Annotated in this window: 14 protein-coding genes; 6 read left to right on the forward strand and 8 right to left on the reverse strand. The window is 64.2% G+C overall.

Annotation, left to right across the window (positions count from 1 at the left end):
- Nucleotides 1-27: 27 nt before the first annotated feature.
- The 4 genes from PW947_RS26610 to PW947_RS26625 form a co-directional block, all read right to left on the reverse strand.
- Entirely contained in the window at nucleotides 28-1,389 is a 1,362-nt protein-coding gene (locus PW947_RS26610) for a hypothetical protein (RefSeq protein ID WP_299636031.1), read from the reverse strand.
- Nucleotides 1,355-4,030, reverse strand: a complete 2,676-nt coding sequence (mutS, locus tag PW947_RS26615; protein ID WP_299635362.1) for a DNA mismatch repair protein MutS — start codon at nucleotides 4,028-4,030, stop codon at nucleotides 1,355-1,357. Before mutS ends, PW947_RS26610 begins: the two co-directional genes overlap by 35 nt.
- Nucleotides 4,031-4,181: 151 nt before the next feature.
- Complete coding sequence (gene lplT, locus PW947_RS26620) at nucleotides 4,182-5,477, reverse strand: lysophospholipid transporter LplT (protein ID WP_299635363.1); 1,296 nt, start codon at nucleotides 5,475-5,477, stop codon at nucleotides 4,182-4,184.
- Between the two features lie 225 nt (nucleotides 5,478-5,702).
- On the reverse strand, nucleotides 5,703-6,524 hold the full coding sequence (locus PW947_RS26625; protein ID WP_299635364.1) for an inositol monophosphatase family protein: 822 nt from the start codon (nucleotides 6,522-6,524) through the stop codon (nucleotides 5,703-5,705).
- A gap of 536 nt (nucleotides 6,525-7,060) precedes the next feature.
- On the opposite strand from PW947_RS26625, the gene PW947_RS26630 reads away from it, so the two are divergent.
- Both PW947_RS26630 and cysE read left to right on the forward strand, forming a co-directional pair.
- Nucleotides 7,061-7,819 carry an RNA methyltransferase gene (locus tag PW947_RS26630; RefSeq protein WP_299636033.1) on the forward strand — a complete coding sequence of 253 codons (759 nt, stop codon included), beginning with the start codon at nucleotides 7,061-7,063 and terminating at the stop codon, nucleotides 7,817-7,819.
- 170 nt (nucleotides 7,820-7,989) lie between these two features.
- A complete protein-coding gene (cysE, locus tag PW947_RS26635; protein ID WP_299635365.1) occupies nucleotides 7,990-8,817 on the forward strand; it encodes a serine O-acetyltransferase in 828 nt (275 codons plus the stop codon).
- 4 nt (nucleotides 8,818-8,821) lie between these two features.
- On the opposite strand, the gene PW947_RS26640 is transcribed toward cysE, so the two are convergent.
- The 4 genes from PW947_RS26640 to PW947_RS26655 all read right to left on the reverse strand — a co-directional run bounded on the left by PW947_RS26640 (nucleotide 8,822) and on the right by PW947_RS26655 (nucleotide 11,755).
- Nucleotides 8,822-9,628: a UDP-2,3-diacylglucosamine diphosphatase gene (locus PW947_RS26640; protein WP_299635366.1), complete on the reverse strand. Its 807-nt coding sequence runs from the start codon at nucleotides 9,626-9,628 to the stop codon at nucleotides 8,822-8,824.
- A 121-nt stretch (nucleotides 9,629-9,749) separates the two neighbouring features.
- A complete protein-coding gene (locus tag PW947_RS26645) occupies nucleotides 9,750-10,244 on the reverse strand; it encodes a peptidylprolyl isomerase (RefSeq protein ID WP_299635367.1) in 495 nt (164 codons plus the stop codon).
- Nucleotides 10,245-10,408: 164 nt separating this feature from the next.
- Entirely contained in the window at nucleotides 10,409-10,990 is a 582-nt protein-coding gene (locus tag PW947_RS26650; RefSeq protein WP_299635368.1) for a peptidylprolyl isomerase, read from the reverse strand.
- 39 nt (nucleotides 10,991-11,029) lie between these two features.
- Nucleotides 11,030-11,755, reverse strand: a complete 726-nt coding sequence (locus PW947_RS26655; protein ID WP_299635369.1) for a tetratricopeptide repeat protein — start codon at nucleotides 11,753-11,755, stop codon at nucleotides 11,030-11,032.
- A gap of 277 nt (nucleotides 11,756-12,032) precedes the next feature.
- Here PW947_RS26655 and cysS point away from each other — a divergent pair, with 277 nt between their 5' ends.
- The 4 genes from cysS (at nucleotide 12,033) to tilS (ending at nucleotide 17,331) form a co-directional block, all read left to right on the forward strand.
- The gene (cysS, locus tag PW947_RS26660) at nucleotides 12,033-13,430 is read left to right on the forward strand and encodes a cysteine--tRNA ligase (RefSeq protein WP_299635370.1); all 1,398 of its coding nucleotides are present in this window, start codon (nucleotides 12,033-12,035) and stop codon (nucleotides 13,428-13,430) included.
- A 47-nt stretch (nucleotides 13,431-13,477) separates the two neighbouring features.
- Complete coding sequence (locus PW947_RS26665; protein WP_299635371.1) at nucleotides 13,478-14,644, forward strand: endonuclease III domain-containing protein; 1,167 nt, start codon at nucleotides 13,478-13,480, stop codon at nucleotides 14,642-14,644.
- Between the two features lie 122 nt (nucleotides 14,645-14,766).
- Nucleotides 14,767-15,738, forward strand: coding sequence for an acetyl-CoA carboxylase carboxyltransferase subunit alpha (locus tag PW947_RS26670; RefSeq protein WP_299635372.1), 972 nt, complete (start codon nucleotides 14,767-14,769; stop codon nucleotides 15,736-15,738).
- 54 nt (nucleotides 15,739-15,792) lie between these two features.
- Nucleotides 15,793-17,331: a tRNA lysidine(34) synthetase TilS gene (tilS, locus tag PW947_RS26675; protein ID WP_299635373.1), complete on the forward strand. Its 1,539-nt coding sequence runs from the start codon at nucleotides 15,793-15,795 to the stop codon at nucleotides 17,329-17,331.
- The last annotated feature ends 41 nt before the right edge of the window (nucleotides 17,332-17,372 follow it).

Consider the following 17,372-nt stretch of genomic DNA (forward strand, 5'->3'; position numbering starts at 1 on the left):
GATCACCGCGACCCCCGACGGTATCCGTCAGTAACCGGATGGCGCGCCGCTCGAAGCCGGCGCGTCGCCGTTTACGGGCGGGCTGTTCGGCATGTCCTGTTGCGACGGCGCAGGCGGTGTCGGCAAGATCGGCGGCAATTCGGAAGCCGGACTCAGGTTCGGCACTTCCGGCATCGCAGGCGCGGAGCCGGGCAGTTCCCGCGACGGCTGCGGCAGCATCGGCGGCAGCGGCACATTCTTCGGCACATCGTGCACACTCACCCGGAATGGCGGACGTCGCGCCAGATCCACATCAATCTGAATCCATTGGCTCAGGCGCTCATGCGGCGCCAACGCGATTCGCGTCAGATTCGTCACCACAGCACCTTTGTCATTGCGTAGCGGCTGATCGATCAGAAAGCCTTTCGGCGCGTGATCGTCGTCGCAATGAATTAGCACTACCGGTCCGTGGAAAATCTCCGCGACCTTCACCATCGTGCGTTTCAATTCCAGATAGCCATCCCGACGCGTATTGCGCCCGAAGCGCAACCACGCGAAGCGTTCCGGCCGCTCATAGCGTTCTGGATCGGGATCGCCTTGCATGAAAATCACGAGCGCCCGCGCGTCGCGGCGTTTCGCATATTCGGCGGCGTGTTCGAGCCAGAACGCGTTGGCGATGACCCGGTCCTCGAACTCGCCGTTGCGTCCGCCCGCGCTTAGATAATGGTTGTTCGGGCCTGGCGCGTTCAAACCCACGAAGACTGTGTCGTCGGATTGCCAGCGGACGTTTTCCCGATATTGATGAAAACGTGCGACTTCGCTTTCGCGCGTCAGGTTGACGGTTGTCAGGCCGAGTGACGTGGGATCGGAGAATAGCGTCTGACGCAGCAGATCGAGGCGTTCCACGGGATCGAACGAGCCGGCTTCGGTGCTGCCGCAATCGGTCCAGTCGTGTTGGCCCGGCACGAACACGAGCGGTACGCGCGACGTGTCGAGCACCACGTGACGTCGTTCGTAAAGTGAATCCCGGCACGCTTCTTTGGCGCCTTTCAGGTTGCCGTCGTAGACGATGAACGACAGATCGCGCTCGCGACCGATCGCATCGATCAGGCGTTGGGTCGGCGCTTCGTCGCCGCTGCCCGTCATCGTGCCGGCGATGACCGCGAAGCTGTAACGTGGCGCGGCGGCGCGTGCGTCGGGCGTGGACAGAATGAATAGCGCGAACAGGGCCAGCAGCCATGAAGCCGATGCCGGCCGCGAGATCAGCGAAACGAAACTGCGGGTTGCGCGCGGAATCAGCTGCGCGAACGCATCGTCGAATGCGATGCGTCGCGCCGCACGCAAAGCGTGCGGCGCGCGGTGGACATCACGCCGCTCAACGGTCCGCATCCGGCGCAACGGCCAGGTCATGCAGTTCATACAGCAGGTCGAGCGCATCGCGCGGACGCAGGTCGTTCGGGTCGAGCGCGCGAAGCCGGTCCAGCAGCGTTTGCGTCGAGACCGGCAACGCGGCGGCGGCCGGTGCATCGTCGTCACGATCTTCGGCGATCAGAACGGGCGCGGCGAACAGGTCGAGTTGCGGCGTAGGCTGTCCCGCCGATTGCTGTTCGAGATGCGCCAGATGCTTGCGCGCCGCGCGGATCACCGCGGTCGGCACACCGGCGAGTTGCGCGACCTGCAAGCCGTAACTCTGGCTTGCCGGACCTTCGTCGACCGCGTGCAGGAACACGATGTTGTGGCCATGTTCGACCGCCGACAGATGCACGTTCGCCGCCTGCGCGAATTCGAGCGGCAGTTGCGTCAGCTCGAAGTAGTGCGTGGCGAACAACGTGTGACACGCGTTGTGCGACAGCAGATGACGGGCGATTGCCCACGCGAGCGCGAGGCCGTCGAAGGTCGAGGTGCCGCGCCCGATCTCGTCCATCAGCACGAGACTTTGCGGTGTCGCGTCGTTCAGGATCGCGGCGGCTTCCGTCATTTCCACCATAAACGTGGAGCGGCCGCCGGCCAGGTCGTCGGCGGCGCCGATACGCGTGAAGATGCGGTCGATCGGGCCGAAGGCGGCGCGACGCGCGGGCACGTAACTGCCCACGTAAGCCATCAGCGCAATCAGCGCGGTCTGCCGCATGAACGTGGACTTACCGCCCATGTTCGGGCCGGTGATCAGCAATAGCTTGCGCTCGGGATTGAGCACGCAGTCGTTGGCGATGAACTGCTCGACCTGCGCTTCGACGACCGGGTGACGCCCCTGTTCGATGTCGATGCCGGCGCTCAAACTGAAGCTCGGCGCGACCCAGTCGAGCGCGCGTGCACGTTCGGCGAACGCGGTCAGCAGATCGAGTTCGGCGAGCGCGCTGGCGACACGCTGGCAATCGGCGATAAACGGCAACAGCGATTGCAGCAGCGCGTCGTACAGCGACTTCTCGCGTGCGAGTGCACGTTCCTGCGCGGACAGCGCCTTGTCTTCGAACGTTTTCAGTTCCGGCGTGATGTAGCGCTCGGCGTTTTTCAGCGTCTGACGACGGCGATAGTCGTCCGGCACCTTGTCGGTTTGACCGCGCGTGACTTCGATATAGAAACCGTGAACCTTGTTGTATTCGACGCGCAGATTGTTGATGCCGGTGCGCGCGCGTTCGCGGGTTTCGAGATCGATCAGGAACTGGCCGCAGTTTTCCGAGATGTCGCGAAGTTCGTCGAGATCGGCATCGTAGCCGCGCGCAATCACGCCGCCGTCGCGGATCATCGCGGCCGGTTCCGGTGCGACCGCGCGTTGCAACAACTCGACGCATGGCGCAGGCGGTTCCAGCGCCGCGTCGATGCGCGCCAGCGAGTCGGCCGCCGCCGTCACTGCCGCGAGCTGCGTGCGCAATTCGGGCAACGCGATAAACGTATCGCGCAAGCTCGACAGATCGCGCGGACGTGCGGACAGCAACGCAAGCCGGCCGGTGATCCGTTCGATGTCGCTGATCTGGCGCAACGCGCTGCGCAATGGTTCGACGCCCGCGCCCGGCGGCGCGTCGAGCAGTGCGCCGATAGCTTGCTGGCGCGCCTGCGCGATCGATGCATCGCGCGGCGGATGATGCAGCCAGTGACGCAGCAGACGACTGCCCATCGTCGTGCAACAGGTGTCGAGCAACGAGCAGAGCGTGGGCGACTCGGTACCGCGCAGGGTCTCGGTCAATTCGAGATTGCGACGCGTGGACGGATCGAGTCCGATGTATTCCGATTCCAACTCGACTTTCAGGCTGCGCACGTGACGCAATTGCTGACCTTGCGTGGCCGCCGCGTAGAGCAGCAGCGCGCCGGCCGCGCCGCACGCGCTCGACAGCGAGTGCGCGCCGAAACCGTCGAGCCCGGCGACGTCGAGTTGATCGCACAGACGTTGCGTGCCCGACGTCACGTCGAAATGCCAGACGGGCACGCGTGTCAGCGCGCCGAAACCTACTGGCGGCGTCCACGTGTTCGTATCGGACGGCGTGTCTGCAACGAGGATTTCAGCCGGACGGATGCGTTCGAGCGCGGTGCCGACCTGGTCGGGCGCGACTTCGGTGAGGCGCAATGCGCCGCTTGCCAGATTCAGCCACGCAAGACCGACATTGGTCGGCACGCCGCGCCGGTTGTGTCCGACGCACATCGCGAGCAGAAACACGTCGTTCTTGTCGGACAGCAGCGCCGCGTCGGTCAGCGTGCCGGGCGTGACGACGCGTACGACCTTGCGTTCGACCGGACCCTTCGACGTGGCCGGATCGCCGATCTGTTCGCAGATCGCGACCGATTCGCCGAGCTTCACGAGCTTCGCCAGATACTGTTCGCACGCGTGATGCGGAACGCCCGCCATCTTGATCGGCGTGCCCGCCGATGCGCCGCGTTGAGTCAGCGTCAGATCGAGCAGGCGCGCGGCTTTCTCGGCGTCTTCGAAAAAGAGCTCGTAAAAGTCGCCCATCCGGTAGAACACCAGCGTGTCCGGATGGTCGGCCTTGATGCGCAAAAATTGCTGCATCATCGGCGTGTGTTGTGCGACGTCGCTAGCCGCTGCGGTAGGGGTGGCCAATTTCAGTGTCTTTCTTGCAAGTACGGTATAGGGCGTGAGTTTAACCCGTCGTGCCGTCGCGCGAACCTGGCCGGATGGCCGATCTGTTGCGCATCGCGCAGACGGGCGATACTCGAAGGATGTGGCGCTGATTGCGCCGGTTTCCGGGTCATTACTCGACCAGCGCGCGCAGATCGACCTGCCGCGCGTTCGCGTCGCTGCGCCGTTTCGCGAGCCACATCATGAAGGTAATGAAGGTGCCGAACACCACGATGATCCATTGCACCGGCATCTTCGCGGTGAGCAGCAACGCATACAGGCCGAGCATCAGCAACACGGCGAGGTTCTGGTTGAAATTCTGCACGGCGATCGAATGACCCGCGGACAGCAGCGTTGCACCGCGATGCTGGAGAACCGCGTTCATCGGCACGATAAAGAAACCCGACAACGCGCCGAGCAGGATCATCATCGGATACGCGAGCAGGATGTAAATCGGCATGCTCAGCGGACCGATATGAAAGCCGAGTCCGGGCGGAAACAGGTTCTTGTTGTAGAAGGCCATTGCAATCGCCACCGCGCCGGTGATGATGCCGACCGGCAGCACGCGCAACGAACTGCGCAGCGGAATCCATGCGGCCGCGGCCGTCGCGCCGACTGCAATCCCGAGCCCGGTCACGCCTTGCATCACCGCCGCTTTCGACAGCGTCAGGCCGAGATTCGCGTCCGCCCACTTGAGCACCAGCAGTTGCAGCGTAACCGCGCCGCCCCACATCAGCGTCGTGACCCACAGCGCAATCTGCGCAAGCTTGTCGGCCCACAACACGTTGAAGCAGTTCGCGAAATCGCCGATCAGTTTGCCCGGTTCGGTCAGCCGGTTCGGATAGCGCGCGCCCGTGTCGGGAATGCCGACGTTCAGCGCGGCGGCGATCGCGTAGGTGATCATCACCGCGAGCATCGCGAGATCGGCGGCGGAGTGGATCAGCGGCAGATGCGCATGCGACACGTAATGGACCGCGTAATTGCTGATCAGCGCGCCGCCCAGCATCGTGCCGACGATCGTCGACAGCACCGTGGCCGATTCGAGCCACGCGTTCGCCTGCACCAGTTTATCGGGCGGCAGAAGCTCGGTGAGAATGCCGTATTTCGCCGGCGAATACGCGGCGGCGCCGAAGCCGACCACGGCATACGCGAGCATCGGATGCACGCCGCAGATCATCATCAGGCAGCCGCCGGCTTTCAGCGCATTGGAGACGAACATCACGTGGCGCTTTTGCAGCGCGTCGGCGAATGCGCCGACAAAAGGCGCGAGCAGCACGTAAGACACGGTAAAGAAGATCTGCAGCAGCGGCGTGATCCACGCGGGCGAACGGATCACCGTCAGAAGCGCGATGGCGGCGATCAGCAGTGCATTGTCGGCGAGCGACGAGATGAACTGTGCCGCGATGATCGTGTAGAAACCTTTTTTCATTGAGCGGAGCGGTAATCGTGCACGGGGTCGCGACGTGGGCGGCGAACGCCGCCGCAGCCGAGGCGGGCGGTCTTGCCGTCTTGTAGCATGAAGCTATCCGCGCCGCTGACGACACAGACGAAAAAGGCGGCCGTAGCCGCCTTTTTTTGTTTCGGAGTGTTAGCGGGCCGTGACCTCGACCCGCTCGCCCGTCAGCCGTTCGTCTGACGGATCGGTCCGCGAGGCTTAGTCGGCCTTGTTTTCGTCTTTCGCTTTCTGTTTGGTGCGGCTGTAGCGCGACAGGATCGGCACCATCTGTGCGTAGATCTTCGGATTGCCCGCGACGATTTCGCCGACGTGCAGGAAGTTCGAGTCGCCGGTGTAGTTACCCACCAGACCGCCCGCTTCGGTGATCAGCAGGCTGCCCGCGGCGACGTCCCACGGATTCAGACCCTGTTCGAAGAAGCCGTCCATGCGGCCGGCCGCGACGTTGGCGAGATCCAGCGCAGCCGCGCCCGGACGACGCAGGCCCGCGCAGGCTTCGGTCATTTCGGTGAACATGCGCGTGTACGCGCCGAGGCTGTCCTGCTCACGGAACGGGAAGCCCGTGCCGATCAGGCCGTCGGCCAGACGGTCGCGCTTCGCGACGCGGATGCGGCGGTCGTTCAGGAACGCGCCGCTGCCGCGCGAGGCGGTGAACAGGTCGTTGCGGGTCGGATCGTAGACGACGGCCTGCGTGACGACGCCCTTGTGCGCGAGCGCGATGGACACGCAGTAGTACTGGAAGCCGTGGATGAAGTTGGTCGTGCCGTCGAGCGGATCGATGATCCACTGGTAATCGGATTCGTTGTCGGACTGGCCCGATTCTTCGGCGAGGATCGCGTGATCCGGATACGCGGTCTTGAGCGTATCGATGATGGCAGCTTCCGCGGCCTTATCGACTTCCGTCACGAAATCGTTGTGCTGTTTCTTGCTGACCTGGATCAGGTCGAGATCGAGCGACGCGCGATTGATGATCTGCGCGGCGCGGCGAGCAGCCTTGATGGCGATGTTGAGCATGGGATGCATGAGGCGGATCCTTGTGCCGGCGCAGCACGGCTGCGTACCGGTATAGCTGAAACGGGGCTGCACCCACGCATGACGGGGTTCAGCGGACGTTCCGTTGACGAAAGACGAATTGGATAAGAACAGGGCGACCGGCGGACCGGGAGTGACCGGCGCGGCGCGAATATTGAGATTTTACCCGAGTCTGGGCACGGCGGCATCGCGAGGTGAGGGCGGCGCGGAGATTTCGGAGGACCGTCCCGGCGTGAGTCGGTCTGACGGTGCGTGGGTGTGTCCGGACGCGCCTGAACGTGCCCGAGCGCGCGCAAGCGGGCTGGAAAGTCCCCGAATCCGCCCGAAACCCTGGCCGAACGGCCAACCCGGCGTCTCGCGGCTGGGTTCGTGACCCGGTTGGCGCTACCATACGGGTCTTCGAGTCCTACTTTTGCTGCGAACCCATCGTGTCCCAACCGCCCGTCACACCGTCATCCTCTTTCAGCGCAACCGGCGATGCCGACGCGCACACGCCCGTCGCCGGCGGCTTCACGTCGACGCGCTTCGTGCTGGTCGAGCCGAGTCATCCGGGCAATGTCGGCGCTGCGGCGCGCGCGATCAAGACGATGGGCTTCGCGCGGCTGGTGCTGGTGTCGCCGCGCGTACCGAACGTGCAGAACGATCCGGAAGCGATCGCAATGGCCAGCGGCGCAGACGATGTGCTCGCGTCCGTGCACGTGGTATCGAGCCTGCAGGATGCGCTCGCGGGCGTGCAGTGGTCGGTGGCGATGACTGCGCGGATGCGCGAATACGGTCCGCCGCAACTGACGCCACGGGTCGCGGCGGGCGACGCGCGGCAGTATGCGTCGCAGGGAGAAATCGCGCTGGTATTCGGCAACGAACGCACCGGCCTGTCGAACGAAGACGTCGAACGCTGTAGCGTGCTCGCGCATATTCCGGCGAACCCCGCGTATAGCTCGCTCAATCTCGCGCAAGCCGTTCAGGTGCTCGCCTATGAATTGCGCACGGCGTTTCTCGATGCCGGCAGCGTCGCGCATGTCGCCGGTCACGCAGATCCCGCCGCGTCGGTCGAGCCGCCCGCGCCACGCGCGCCGAGCGATGAAATCGAAGGCATGTTCACGCATCTCGAAGACGCGCTGGTCGCGCTCGACTTTCTCGATCGCGACAATCCGAAGAAACTGATGTCGCGCTTGCGTCGGCTGTTCGCGCGTTCGGGTCTGGAACGCGAAGAGGTGAATATCGTGCGTGGCATCGCCAAACATATTCTGCTGAAGGTGCGTAGCGGCGACGGTTCGCCGCGCTGATTTTCAGGCCGCGCGGACGACCTTGTCGCGCGCGGGGGCTTCCGGCAGCTTCGCCGCAATCGCCCTACAATCCCGAAAACGTCATAAGACTCGCTGCCGTTGTGCTAACGGCAGCAGCGTGTCGTGCGCCCGCCGGGCCGCGACGATTTCCCCCTTACAACGCGACTGCCATGTTCACCCGACTCCGCGAAGACATCGCCACGATCCGCGAGCGCGATCCCGCCGCTCGCAGCGCCTGGGAAGTGCTGACGTGCTATCCGGGCCTGCACGCACTGATCCTGCATCGTTTTGCGCACGCCTGCTGGCTCGCGAAGCGCCGCTGGCTCGCGCGCTGCGTGTCGCAATTCGCGCGTTTCCTGACCGGTATCGAAATCCATCCGGGCGCGACGATGGGGCGGCGCGTGTTTATCGATCACGGCATGGGCGTCGTGATCGGCGAGACGGCGGAAGTCGGTGACGATTGCACGATCTATCAGGGCGTGACGCTCGGCGGCACGTCGCTCACGCGCGGTGCGAAGCGCCATCCGACGCTCGAGCGCGGCGTGATCGTCGGGGCCGGGGCGAAAGTGCTCGGCGGCTTTACGATCGGCGCCGACGCGAAGATCGGCTCGAACGCGGTGGTCGTGAAGCCGGTGCCTGCGGGTGGCACGGCGGTCGGCAATCCGGCGCGCGTGATCGTCGCGGCAACGGCGGCGCAAGCTGCGCAGGCGGCCGCCGCCCCAGCCGCCGACAAATCCGCGGCGCCGCGCAACGCGTTCTGCGCATACGGGATCACGCCGAACGCGGACGATCCGATGTCGCTGGCCATCCACGGTCTGATCGATCACGCGGCGACGCAAACGCAGCGCATCGACGAAATCGTCGGCGCGCTGGAGCGTCTGGGTGCGAGTCTGGAAGCGATGCAAGGTACGGATGCCGCGTTGATCGATTTGCGTCGTCTGTCGGCGGCGCTCGAAGGCACGCCGCAGCCTGTCGCCGGCGTTGGTCAGAACGCGTGACGCATCAATCGAGTCGGTACGCGCGAATTCCTTCGGTATCGATGCGCAAGTAGCCGCCGCGCTTTTCACCGTGCGCGCCGTGGTCCAGATCCCAATCGGGCAGGACCCAGCGCGTGCCGCCCGGCTCGCGATGCTGCGCCGGCCGGTGCGTATGGCCGTGAATCAGCGTGGTCGTGCCGGTCTTTTTGAACAGCGCGCCGACGCCTTCGGCAGTCACGTCGTATTTCGGCAGCGGCGGACGGGCGCGTCCCGCTTCGCTGTCGGAGCGCATCCGTTCGGCCAGCGCCCGCCGCCAACGGTAAGGCCACGCCAGAAACAGCATCTGCGCAAAGCGACTGCGCGCCAGCTTGCGAAACCACTGATAGCCACGATCGGCGGTGCATAGCGCGTCACCGTGCGCGAGCGCGATGCGTGTGCCGAAAGCGGTGATCACGAACGGATCGGGCAGCCAGATTGCGCCGGCCGCTTTCATGAAGCGCTTGCCCATCAGGAAATCGCGATTGCCGTGCATGATGTAGAGCGCGATGCCGCGTTCCGGCAACGTGTGCATCAGCGCCGCCATGCGTGCGACGAACGGTTCGGCGAGCATGTCGTCGCCGATCCAGTATTCGAACAGATCCCCGAGGATAAACACGGAATCCGCCTGTTCGGCCGTGACGCGGACGAAGTGCTCGAATGCCGCGACCGTGTGCGGGATCGCGTCGCTCAGATGGAGATCCGAGATAAAAAAAAACGGGCGTGCGGCGTGCGGGCGTTTGCCCTCGCCAGGCACGCCTGCGGCGACGCTTCGCAGCGGCGTTTCTTGCAGCATCGAAGTGTGCCTGAGTGCTGTGGTTAAAACGTTTGACGGACCGCGGGCCGGTGGCGCGGCGGCATCTACCGCGCAGCGCGACCGGCCCGCATGAATCGCGTCGGACCGACGCGATTCGCCCTTACTCTACGACGACTGCCTTTTCGATGACGACGTCATCGGCCGGCACGTCCTGGTGAAAGCCCTTCGAGCCGGTCTTCACCTTCTTGATCTTTTCGACGATATCCAGACCGTCGACGACCTGGGCGAACACCGCGTAGCCCCAGCCTTGCGGCGTCGGCGACGAGTGGTTCAGGAAGTCGTTGTCGTTCACGTTGATGAAGAACTGCGCGGTGGCCGAATGCGGGTCGTTGGTGCGCGCCATCGCGACCGAACCGTTGACGTTCTTCAGACCGTTGTTCGCTTCGTTCGTGATCGGCTCGGCCGTCGGCTTTTGCTTCATGCCGGGTTCGAAGCCGCCGCCCTGGATCATGAAGCCGTCGATCACGCGGTGGAACACCGTGTTGTCGTAGTGGCCGGCCTTCACGTAGTTCAGGAAGTTCTCGACCGACTTCGGTGCTTTCTCAGCGTTCAGTTCGATCTTGATGATGCCGTGGTTCGTATGGAGTTCGACCATGATGAAATCCTTAAAGGTGCGAGTGAGAGGAAGCGCGGCGCGTTGCATCGGACGTGCTGCGATGTCCGGCGAGCGGGCCGCGCCAGAGGCGCCGGTAAATATCGACGGGGCCGTTTCGGCGCGGCGCGGATCATGCCGCGCAACGCCGCCGGCCGCTTGTTTGCTTATTTGCCGACCACGCTTGCCGATTCGATCACGATCGGCGTTTGCGGTACATCGCTCATTGGACCACGCGACGTGGTAGGCGTGCCTTCGATCTTCTTCACGACGTCCATGCCGCCCGTGACCTTGCCGAACACCGCGTAGCCGTTGCCGTCCGGATTCGGGTAGTCGAGGCCGGTGTTGTCGACCGTGTTGATGAAGAATTGCGCGGTGGCCGAATTCGGGTCGCTGGTGCGCGCCATCGCGAGCGTGCCGGCGGCGTTCTTCAGGCCGTTACGGCTTTCGAGCGGAATCGGCGCGCGGGTCGGCTTTTCCGCGAAACTCTGCGTGTAGCCGCCGCCCTGGATCATGAAGCCGCGAATCACACGATGGAAAATCGTGCCGCTGTACTGGCCGGATTTCACATACTCGAGGAAGTTCGCGACCGACTTCGGCGCTTTCTCAGGATACAGTTCGACGCGGATATCGCCCGCCGTGGTCTTGAACAGCACGGACGGATGCGTGGCTTGCGGCGCGGACTGGGCAAAGGCGGGTGCATTTGCGATCAGGGCGGCGCTGCCGAGCGCCAACATCAACCATTTCATGAGGATCCTCAGGGTGGAAAAAACGATGTGGCCGGGCGCTTACTGCGACGGCGCCATGTACGGCGGCGTGGCGAGCGAACCGCCTGCACCGCCGAACTGGAAGGCCGGCGTCTCCGTGATGTTCGAGGTGGCACGGCTCGTGTAGTTGTCGACCGGGCTGACCTTTTTCTTCGCGCCGGTATCTTTCGGTGGATTCACGATTTTCTCGATGTCGGCGAGGCGCTGGGCGGTGGGGCCGCTCGCCTGACCGAGACCTTGCGCGCGCCGATACGCGGCGTCGGCGAGGCGCAGATACAGGTCGCCGAGATTCTCGTACGCGAGCCCGTAGTTCGGATTGGTCTTGGTGGCGGTTTCGAGCGCGACGCGGGCTTCCGTGTAACGACCGTGCTTCGCATACAGCGCGGCGAGATTGTTATACGGTTCCGGCAACTCCGGATACGTCTGCGTGAGCTCGGTGAACGCGGTGATCGCTTCGTCGTCGCGATTCAGGCGCGCAAGCACCGTGGCGCGCTTGAATTTCGCTTGCGCGTCACGCGGATTCGACGCGATGCGCGCGTCGAGTTGCGCGAGGGCGGCGGTCCAGTTGCGTTGTGAAATGCTCGCGTCGACGTCGGGCGTGTTGTCGCGTACGGCCGGGCCTTTGGGCATCGGCGCAGCCTTCTGGGCATACGCTGCAGCGCCGGGCAAAGCCATCAGGACGACGCTGCACAAGGCCGTCGCGGCAAGGGTCGCGGCGCTTCGCGCGCGGCCGCTGGAAGGTTTCATAGGCTCAGGTCTGGATGTTATACTCCGACCCATTCTAACAAAAGGTCTGCGCGTTCCGTTGAACCTCAGACTGTCTTTTCGCCACTCGTGGTCGTCTCCGCCTTGATGGCAGTCCGATCGCCGCACCCAGTGCGCCGGTTCGCTGCCGAGTGCGCCGCACCGAATGCCCTTGTCGCCGTTGCAACCCCGGTTGCATCATAGGTGGCTACGTCAGGCAACGCCGGTGCGACACGCGGCAAAGTACATTGCGGTTTCTTTCGGCCCACGCATCGTCTCTATGGAACCACTGCGCATCTACAACACGCTCGCGCGTGACAAGCAAAATTTCGTGCCGCTCCAGGAAGGCGTCGTGCGGATGTACGTCTGCGGGATGACGGTCTACGACTATTGCCACATCGGCCATGCACGCGTGATGGTCGTGTTCGACGTCGTGCAGCGCTGGCTGCGCAAGCTCGGCTACTCGGTCACCTATGTGCGCAACATCACGGATATCGACGACAAGATCATCCGTCGCGCGGTGGAAAACGGCGAGACCATCAAGTCGCTGACCGACCGTTTCATCGCGGCATTGCACGAAGATGCCGACGCGCTCGGCATCCAGCGTCCCGACCTCGAACCGCGCGCAACCGATTTCGTTCCGCAGATGCTCGGCATGATCGAGCGGCTCGAAGCGAACGGCTACGCGTATCAGGCCGCCGACGGCGACGTGAATTATGCGGTGCGCAAGTTTTCTGGCTACGGCAAGCTGTCGGGCAAATCGCTCGAAGACCTGCGCGCGGGCGAGCGCGTCGCGGCCAACGACGCGAAGCAGGACCCGCTCGATTTCGTTCTGTGGAAACAGGCCAAGCCCGAAGAACCCGCCGACACTGGCTGGGATTCGAAGTATGGGCGCGGTCGTCCGGGATGGCATATCGAATGCTCGGCAATGGGCTGCACGTTGCTCGGCGAGCATTTCGACATCCACGGCGGCGGGCAGGATCTGCAGTTCCCGCACCATGAGAACGAGATCGCGCAAAGCGAAGGTGCGACCGGTCAAACCTTCGTGAATTACTGGATGCACAACGGGTACGTGCAGATCGACAATGAGAAGATGTCGAAGTCGCTGAACAACTTCTTCACGATCCGCGAGGTACTCGAGCAATACGACGCCGAAGTGGTGCGGTTCTTCATCGTGCGCGCGCATTACCGCTCGCCGTTGAACTACAGCACCACGCATATCGACGACGCCCGTAACGCGCTGACGCGTCTGTACACAGCGCTGAAAGACGTCACGCCCGACCCGGCGGCGCTCGACTGGAACGAGGCGCACGCGCAGCGTTTCCACGCGGCCATGAACGACGACTTCAACACGCCGGTGGCAGTATCGGTGCTGTTCGAGTTGGCAAGCGAATTGAACCGCACGCGCGAGCCGGAATTGGCGCGGCAGTTGCGCGGTCTTGCAGGCGTGATCGGTTTGCTCGGTCGCGACCCGCGCGCATTTCTGCAGCAGGCGTCGGGCAGCGCGAACGAAGGCGCGCTCGACTCCGCGGCGATCGAAGCAAAGATCGCGGATCGCGTGGCGGCGAAGCAGGCGAAAGACTACGCGGCAGCAGACCGGATTCGGGCCGAATTGCTCGAGGCCGGCGTTGCACTTGAAGACAAACCCGGCGGGTTGACCGAGTGGCGGCGCGTGTGAACGCGCCACGTTCGTCCCTCTGATCGACACGCCAGGCAGGAGGCAGGATGGCATCGGCCACGAAGACGCCGGCTAAACGAGCCGCGTCTCAAACCAGCGCGACAGCCGCATCGAAGTCGGCCGGCGCGCGCAGCGGTACGGCAGCAAAGAAAGCATCCGTAAGCGGCAACGCTGCCGGCGGCGTGTCCGCACGCGGCGCGTCGGTGGAGACGAAGAAGGTCGCGACGAAGCGCGCGGCCAACGGTACGGCCTCGTCTGGCAAGCCGGCGGCGAAAACCACCCGGACCACGAAGCCCGTCAAGGCATCGGAAGTCGCGAGCGAAGCCGTCAAGTCGCCGGCGAAAGCGCCGGTCAAAACCGGCGCGAAAAGCGCGGTGAAAACCGTCGCGCGTCCGGCTGCGAAACCTGCGGTCAAGCCCACGGCAAAACCCGCCGCAAAGCCGCAAGCGAACGGCGTGTTGCCTGCGCAACTCGCCGGCGACGTGCAGGAACTCGCCCGCGATACGCGCGAAGGCGAAGTGGTCCGCAAGACGCGGGTGGTCGGTGAGTCGGAAGTGGCGGTGCCGGTGCAGATCGGCGGGCTGTCGCCGGAAGTCACGCGGCCAGCGTACTGGGACAAAGCGTGCGCCGACCTCGTGAAGCGCGACCGTATCCTGAAGAAGCTGATTCCGAAATTCGGTCCGGTGCATCTGCTGAGCCGTGGCGATCCGTTCGTCACCCTCGCGCGGTCGGTGGTCGGTCAGCAGATTTCGGTCGCGGCTGCGCAAGCCGTGTGGCAGCGTGTCGAAGCGGCGTGTCCGAAGCTCGTGCCGCAACAGTTCATCAAGGTCGGTCAGGAAAAGCTGATCGCGTGCGGGTTGTCGAAGCGCAAGTCGGAATACATCCTCGACCTCGCGCAGCACTTCGTGTCCGGCGCTTTGCACGTCGGCAAATGGACGTCGATGGACGACGAGGCGGTGATCGCCGAACTGACGCAGATTCGCGGCATCGGCCGCTGGACCGCGGAAATGTTCCTGATCTTCAACCTGTCGCGTCCGGACGTGCTACCGCTCGACGACCTTGGCCTGATTCGTGCGATCAGCGTGAATTATTTCAGCGGCGAACCCGTCACGCGCAGCGAAGCGCGTGAGGTTGCCGCGAACTGGGAGCCGTGGCGAACTGTCGCGACCTGGTATATGTGGCGTAGCCTCGACCCGCTACCGGTCGACTACTGATAGAAGCAGAATCGCAATTATCGAGGCTATTGAATTTTTGAGATCGATAGTTGCGACAGGGTTTTGACATCGGCGCGCGCGGTTAGAATACGCGCTGCCGGTAAGTCCAAGGATTACAACTCATGAAAACCACCTTTCTGGATTTCGAACAGCCGATCGCTGAACTCGAAGCGAAGATCGAAGAATTGCGCTTTGTGCAGGACGATTCGGCCGTCGATATTTCGGAAGAGATCGAGCGGCTCTCGAAGAAAAGCCAGCAACTGACCAAGGATCTGTACACGAACCTGAGCCCGTGGCAGGTTTCGCAAATCGCGCGTCATCCGCAGCGTCCGTACACGTTCGATTACGTGAGCGAACTGTTCACGGATTTCCACGAATTGCACGGCGACCGCTCGTATGCGGACGATCTGTCGATCGTCGGCGGGCTGGCGCGTTTCAATGGTCAGGCGTGCATGGTGATCGGCCATCAGAAGGGCCGCGACACGAAGGAACGCGCGCTGCGCAACTTCGGTATGCCGCGTCCGGAAGGCTATCGCAAGGCCGAGCGCTTCATGCGTCTCGCCGAAAAATTCAACCTGCCGATCTTCACGTTTATCGATACGCCGGGCGCCTATCCGGGCATCGGCGCGGAAGAGCGGGGCCAGTCGGAAGCGATCGGCCGCAATCTGTACGTGATGGCCGAACTGAAAACGCCGATCATCGCGACGATCATCGGTGAAGGCGGTTCGGGCGGCGCGCTGGCCATCGCGGTCGGCGACAACGTGTTGATGTTGCAATTCTCGACCTATTCGGTGATCTCGCCGGAAGGCTGCGCGTCGATCCTGTGGAAGAGCGCCGCAAAAGCGCCGGAAGCGGCGGAAGCGCTCGGTCTGACCGCGCATCGTCTGAAGGCCTTGGGTCTGATCGACAAGATCGTCAACGAGCCGCTGGGCGGCGCGCATCGCGATCCGAAGGGCATGGCTGCCATGCTGCGCCGTGCGCTGGCCGACTCGCTGCGCCAGTTCCAGGGTATGAGCATTCAGGATCTGAAGCAACGTCGCTTCGAACGCCTGATGTCGTACGGCAAGTTCAAGGAATCGATGCCGGGCGCCTGAGCCCGCACGCACGATGACTTCTTCACGCGCACCGGCATTTTTCGCCCGCCTGCCGTGACGGCCTCCGCCGATTCGCCTGCCGGTTCTTCAACCGGTCCACACGCCGAACGCGTCGTTCTCGATGCGCTCGGCGTTGCTTTGCGTGCGTCGTCTTTAGCGGATTCCAATGCGCGGATCGCGATCGCGTTTAGCGGCGGCGTCGATTCGAGCGTGCTGCTCGACGCGGCTGTGCGGATGATCGGCGCCGGGCGTTGCATTGCACTGCATGTGCATCACGGCTTGAACGCGCACGCGGATCAATGGCTCGCGCATTGCGCGGCGTTTGCGCAAGCGCGCGGCGTGAGCTTCGACGCGCGACGCGTCGAGGTGTCGCGCGATAGCGGTGCGGGCCTCGAAGCCGCGGCGCGCGATGCGCGTTATGCCGCGCTCGACGCGATGTGCGCCGGGCACGACGTGCAGACGTTATGGCTCGCGCAACACGCTGATGATCAGGCCGAAACCGTGCTGCTGCAATTGCTGCGCGGCGCCGGTCTCGCCGGGCTTGCAGCGATGGCGCCGCAGCGCTTGCCGAACGGCGCGAGCGTGACGCGGATGCGGCCGCTGCTGCATGTGCTGCGCGCGCAGATCGAGCAGTACGCGTTGGCATGCTCGCTCACATGGATCTACGACGAATCCAACGCCGACACGCGTTACGCGCGCAACGCGTTGCGTCACGACGTGCTGCCCGCGCTGGCCATTCACTTTCCCGGTTTTCGCGACGCATTGGCGCGTACGGCCGCGCATGCCGCATCGGCACAGCGTCTGCTCGACGAGCTCGCGCGTCGCGATCTGAGCGATGCATCGGCCGATTTGGCGAGCGATGAGTCCGACGCGTCCGGCGCGCTCTCGCAGCGCGCGCTGCTCGCACTCGACGACGATCGCGCGTTGAATCTGCTGCGTTACTGGACGCGCGCGCAGGGTTTGCCCGCGGCGTCGGCGGCGCGAATGGGCGATGCGTTGCGTCAGTTGCGCGAAACAGGCGAGGGCGCCGAAGGATGCGGCGTCGGCGACACGAGCGCTCCAAATGCCGCGAGCGCCACGACCGGCCACGCATTACGCGTCGATCACGCGGGGCACGCGCTGCGCAGCTATCGCGGGCGCGTCTATTGGGAAGCCGGCGACAGTGCCGAGCCGCCCGACGAAACCGCTATCGACGCACGCGAAACCAGCGAACTGGTGTGGCGCGGCGAATCGGTCTGGCGACTGCCGCAATGGCGCGGCACCTTCGTTTTCGCGGAAGCATCGGCGGACGATGTGGACGCGATTCCCGTCGCGACGCTGGCCGCGGCGACGCTGCGGGCGCGCTCGCGCGAGGGCGGCGAGCGCCTGAAAACCGGCGTGAACGGCGCGAGCCGCACGCTGAAGAATCTGTTTCAGGAGCGCGGCGTGCCCGCGTGGAAGCGCGATGTGCCGTTGCTGTATGTCGGTGAGACGCTGCTGTTCGTGCCGCTCATCGGCGTGAATCGGGCCGTCGTGAGCGCGCGTGAAGCGAGCGCAGATTCCGCTGCTCGCTACGTCAGGATCGACTGGCGCGAGGATCTGCAACTCGCGTGAGCGCACGTGGCGTCGATATTTCCTGCGCCTACCGTTTTCGT

Source organism: Paraburkholderia sp. (assembly GCF_028283785.1).
Lineage (GTDB): Bacteria > Pseudomonadota > Gammaproteobacteria > Burkholderiales > Burkholderiaceae > Paraburkholderia.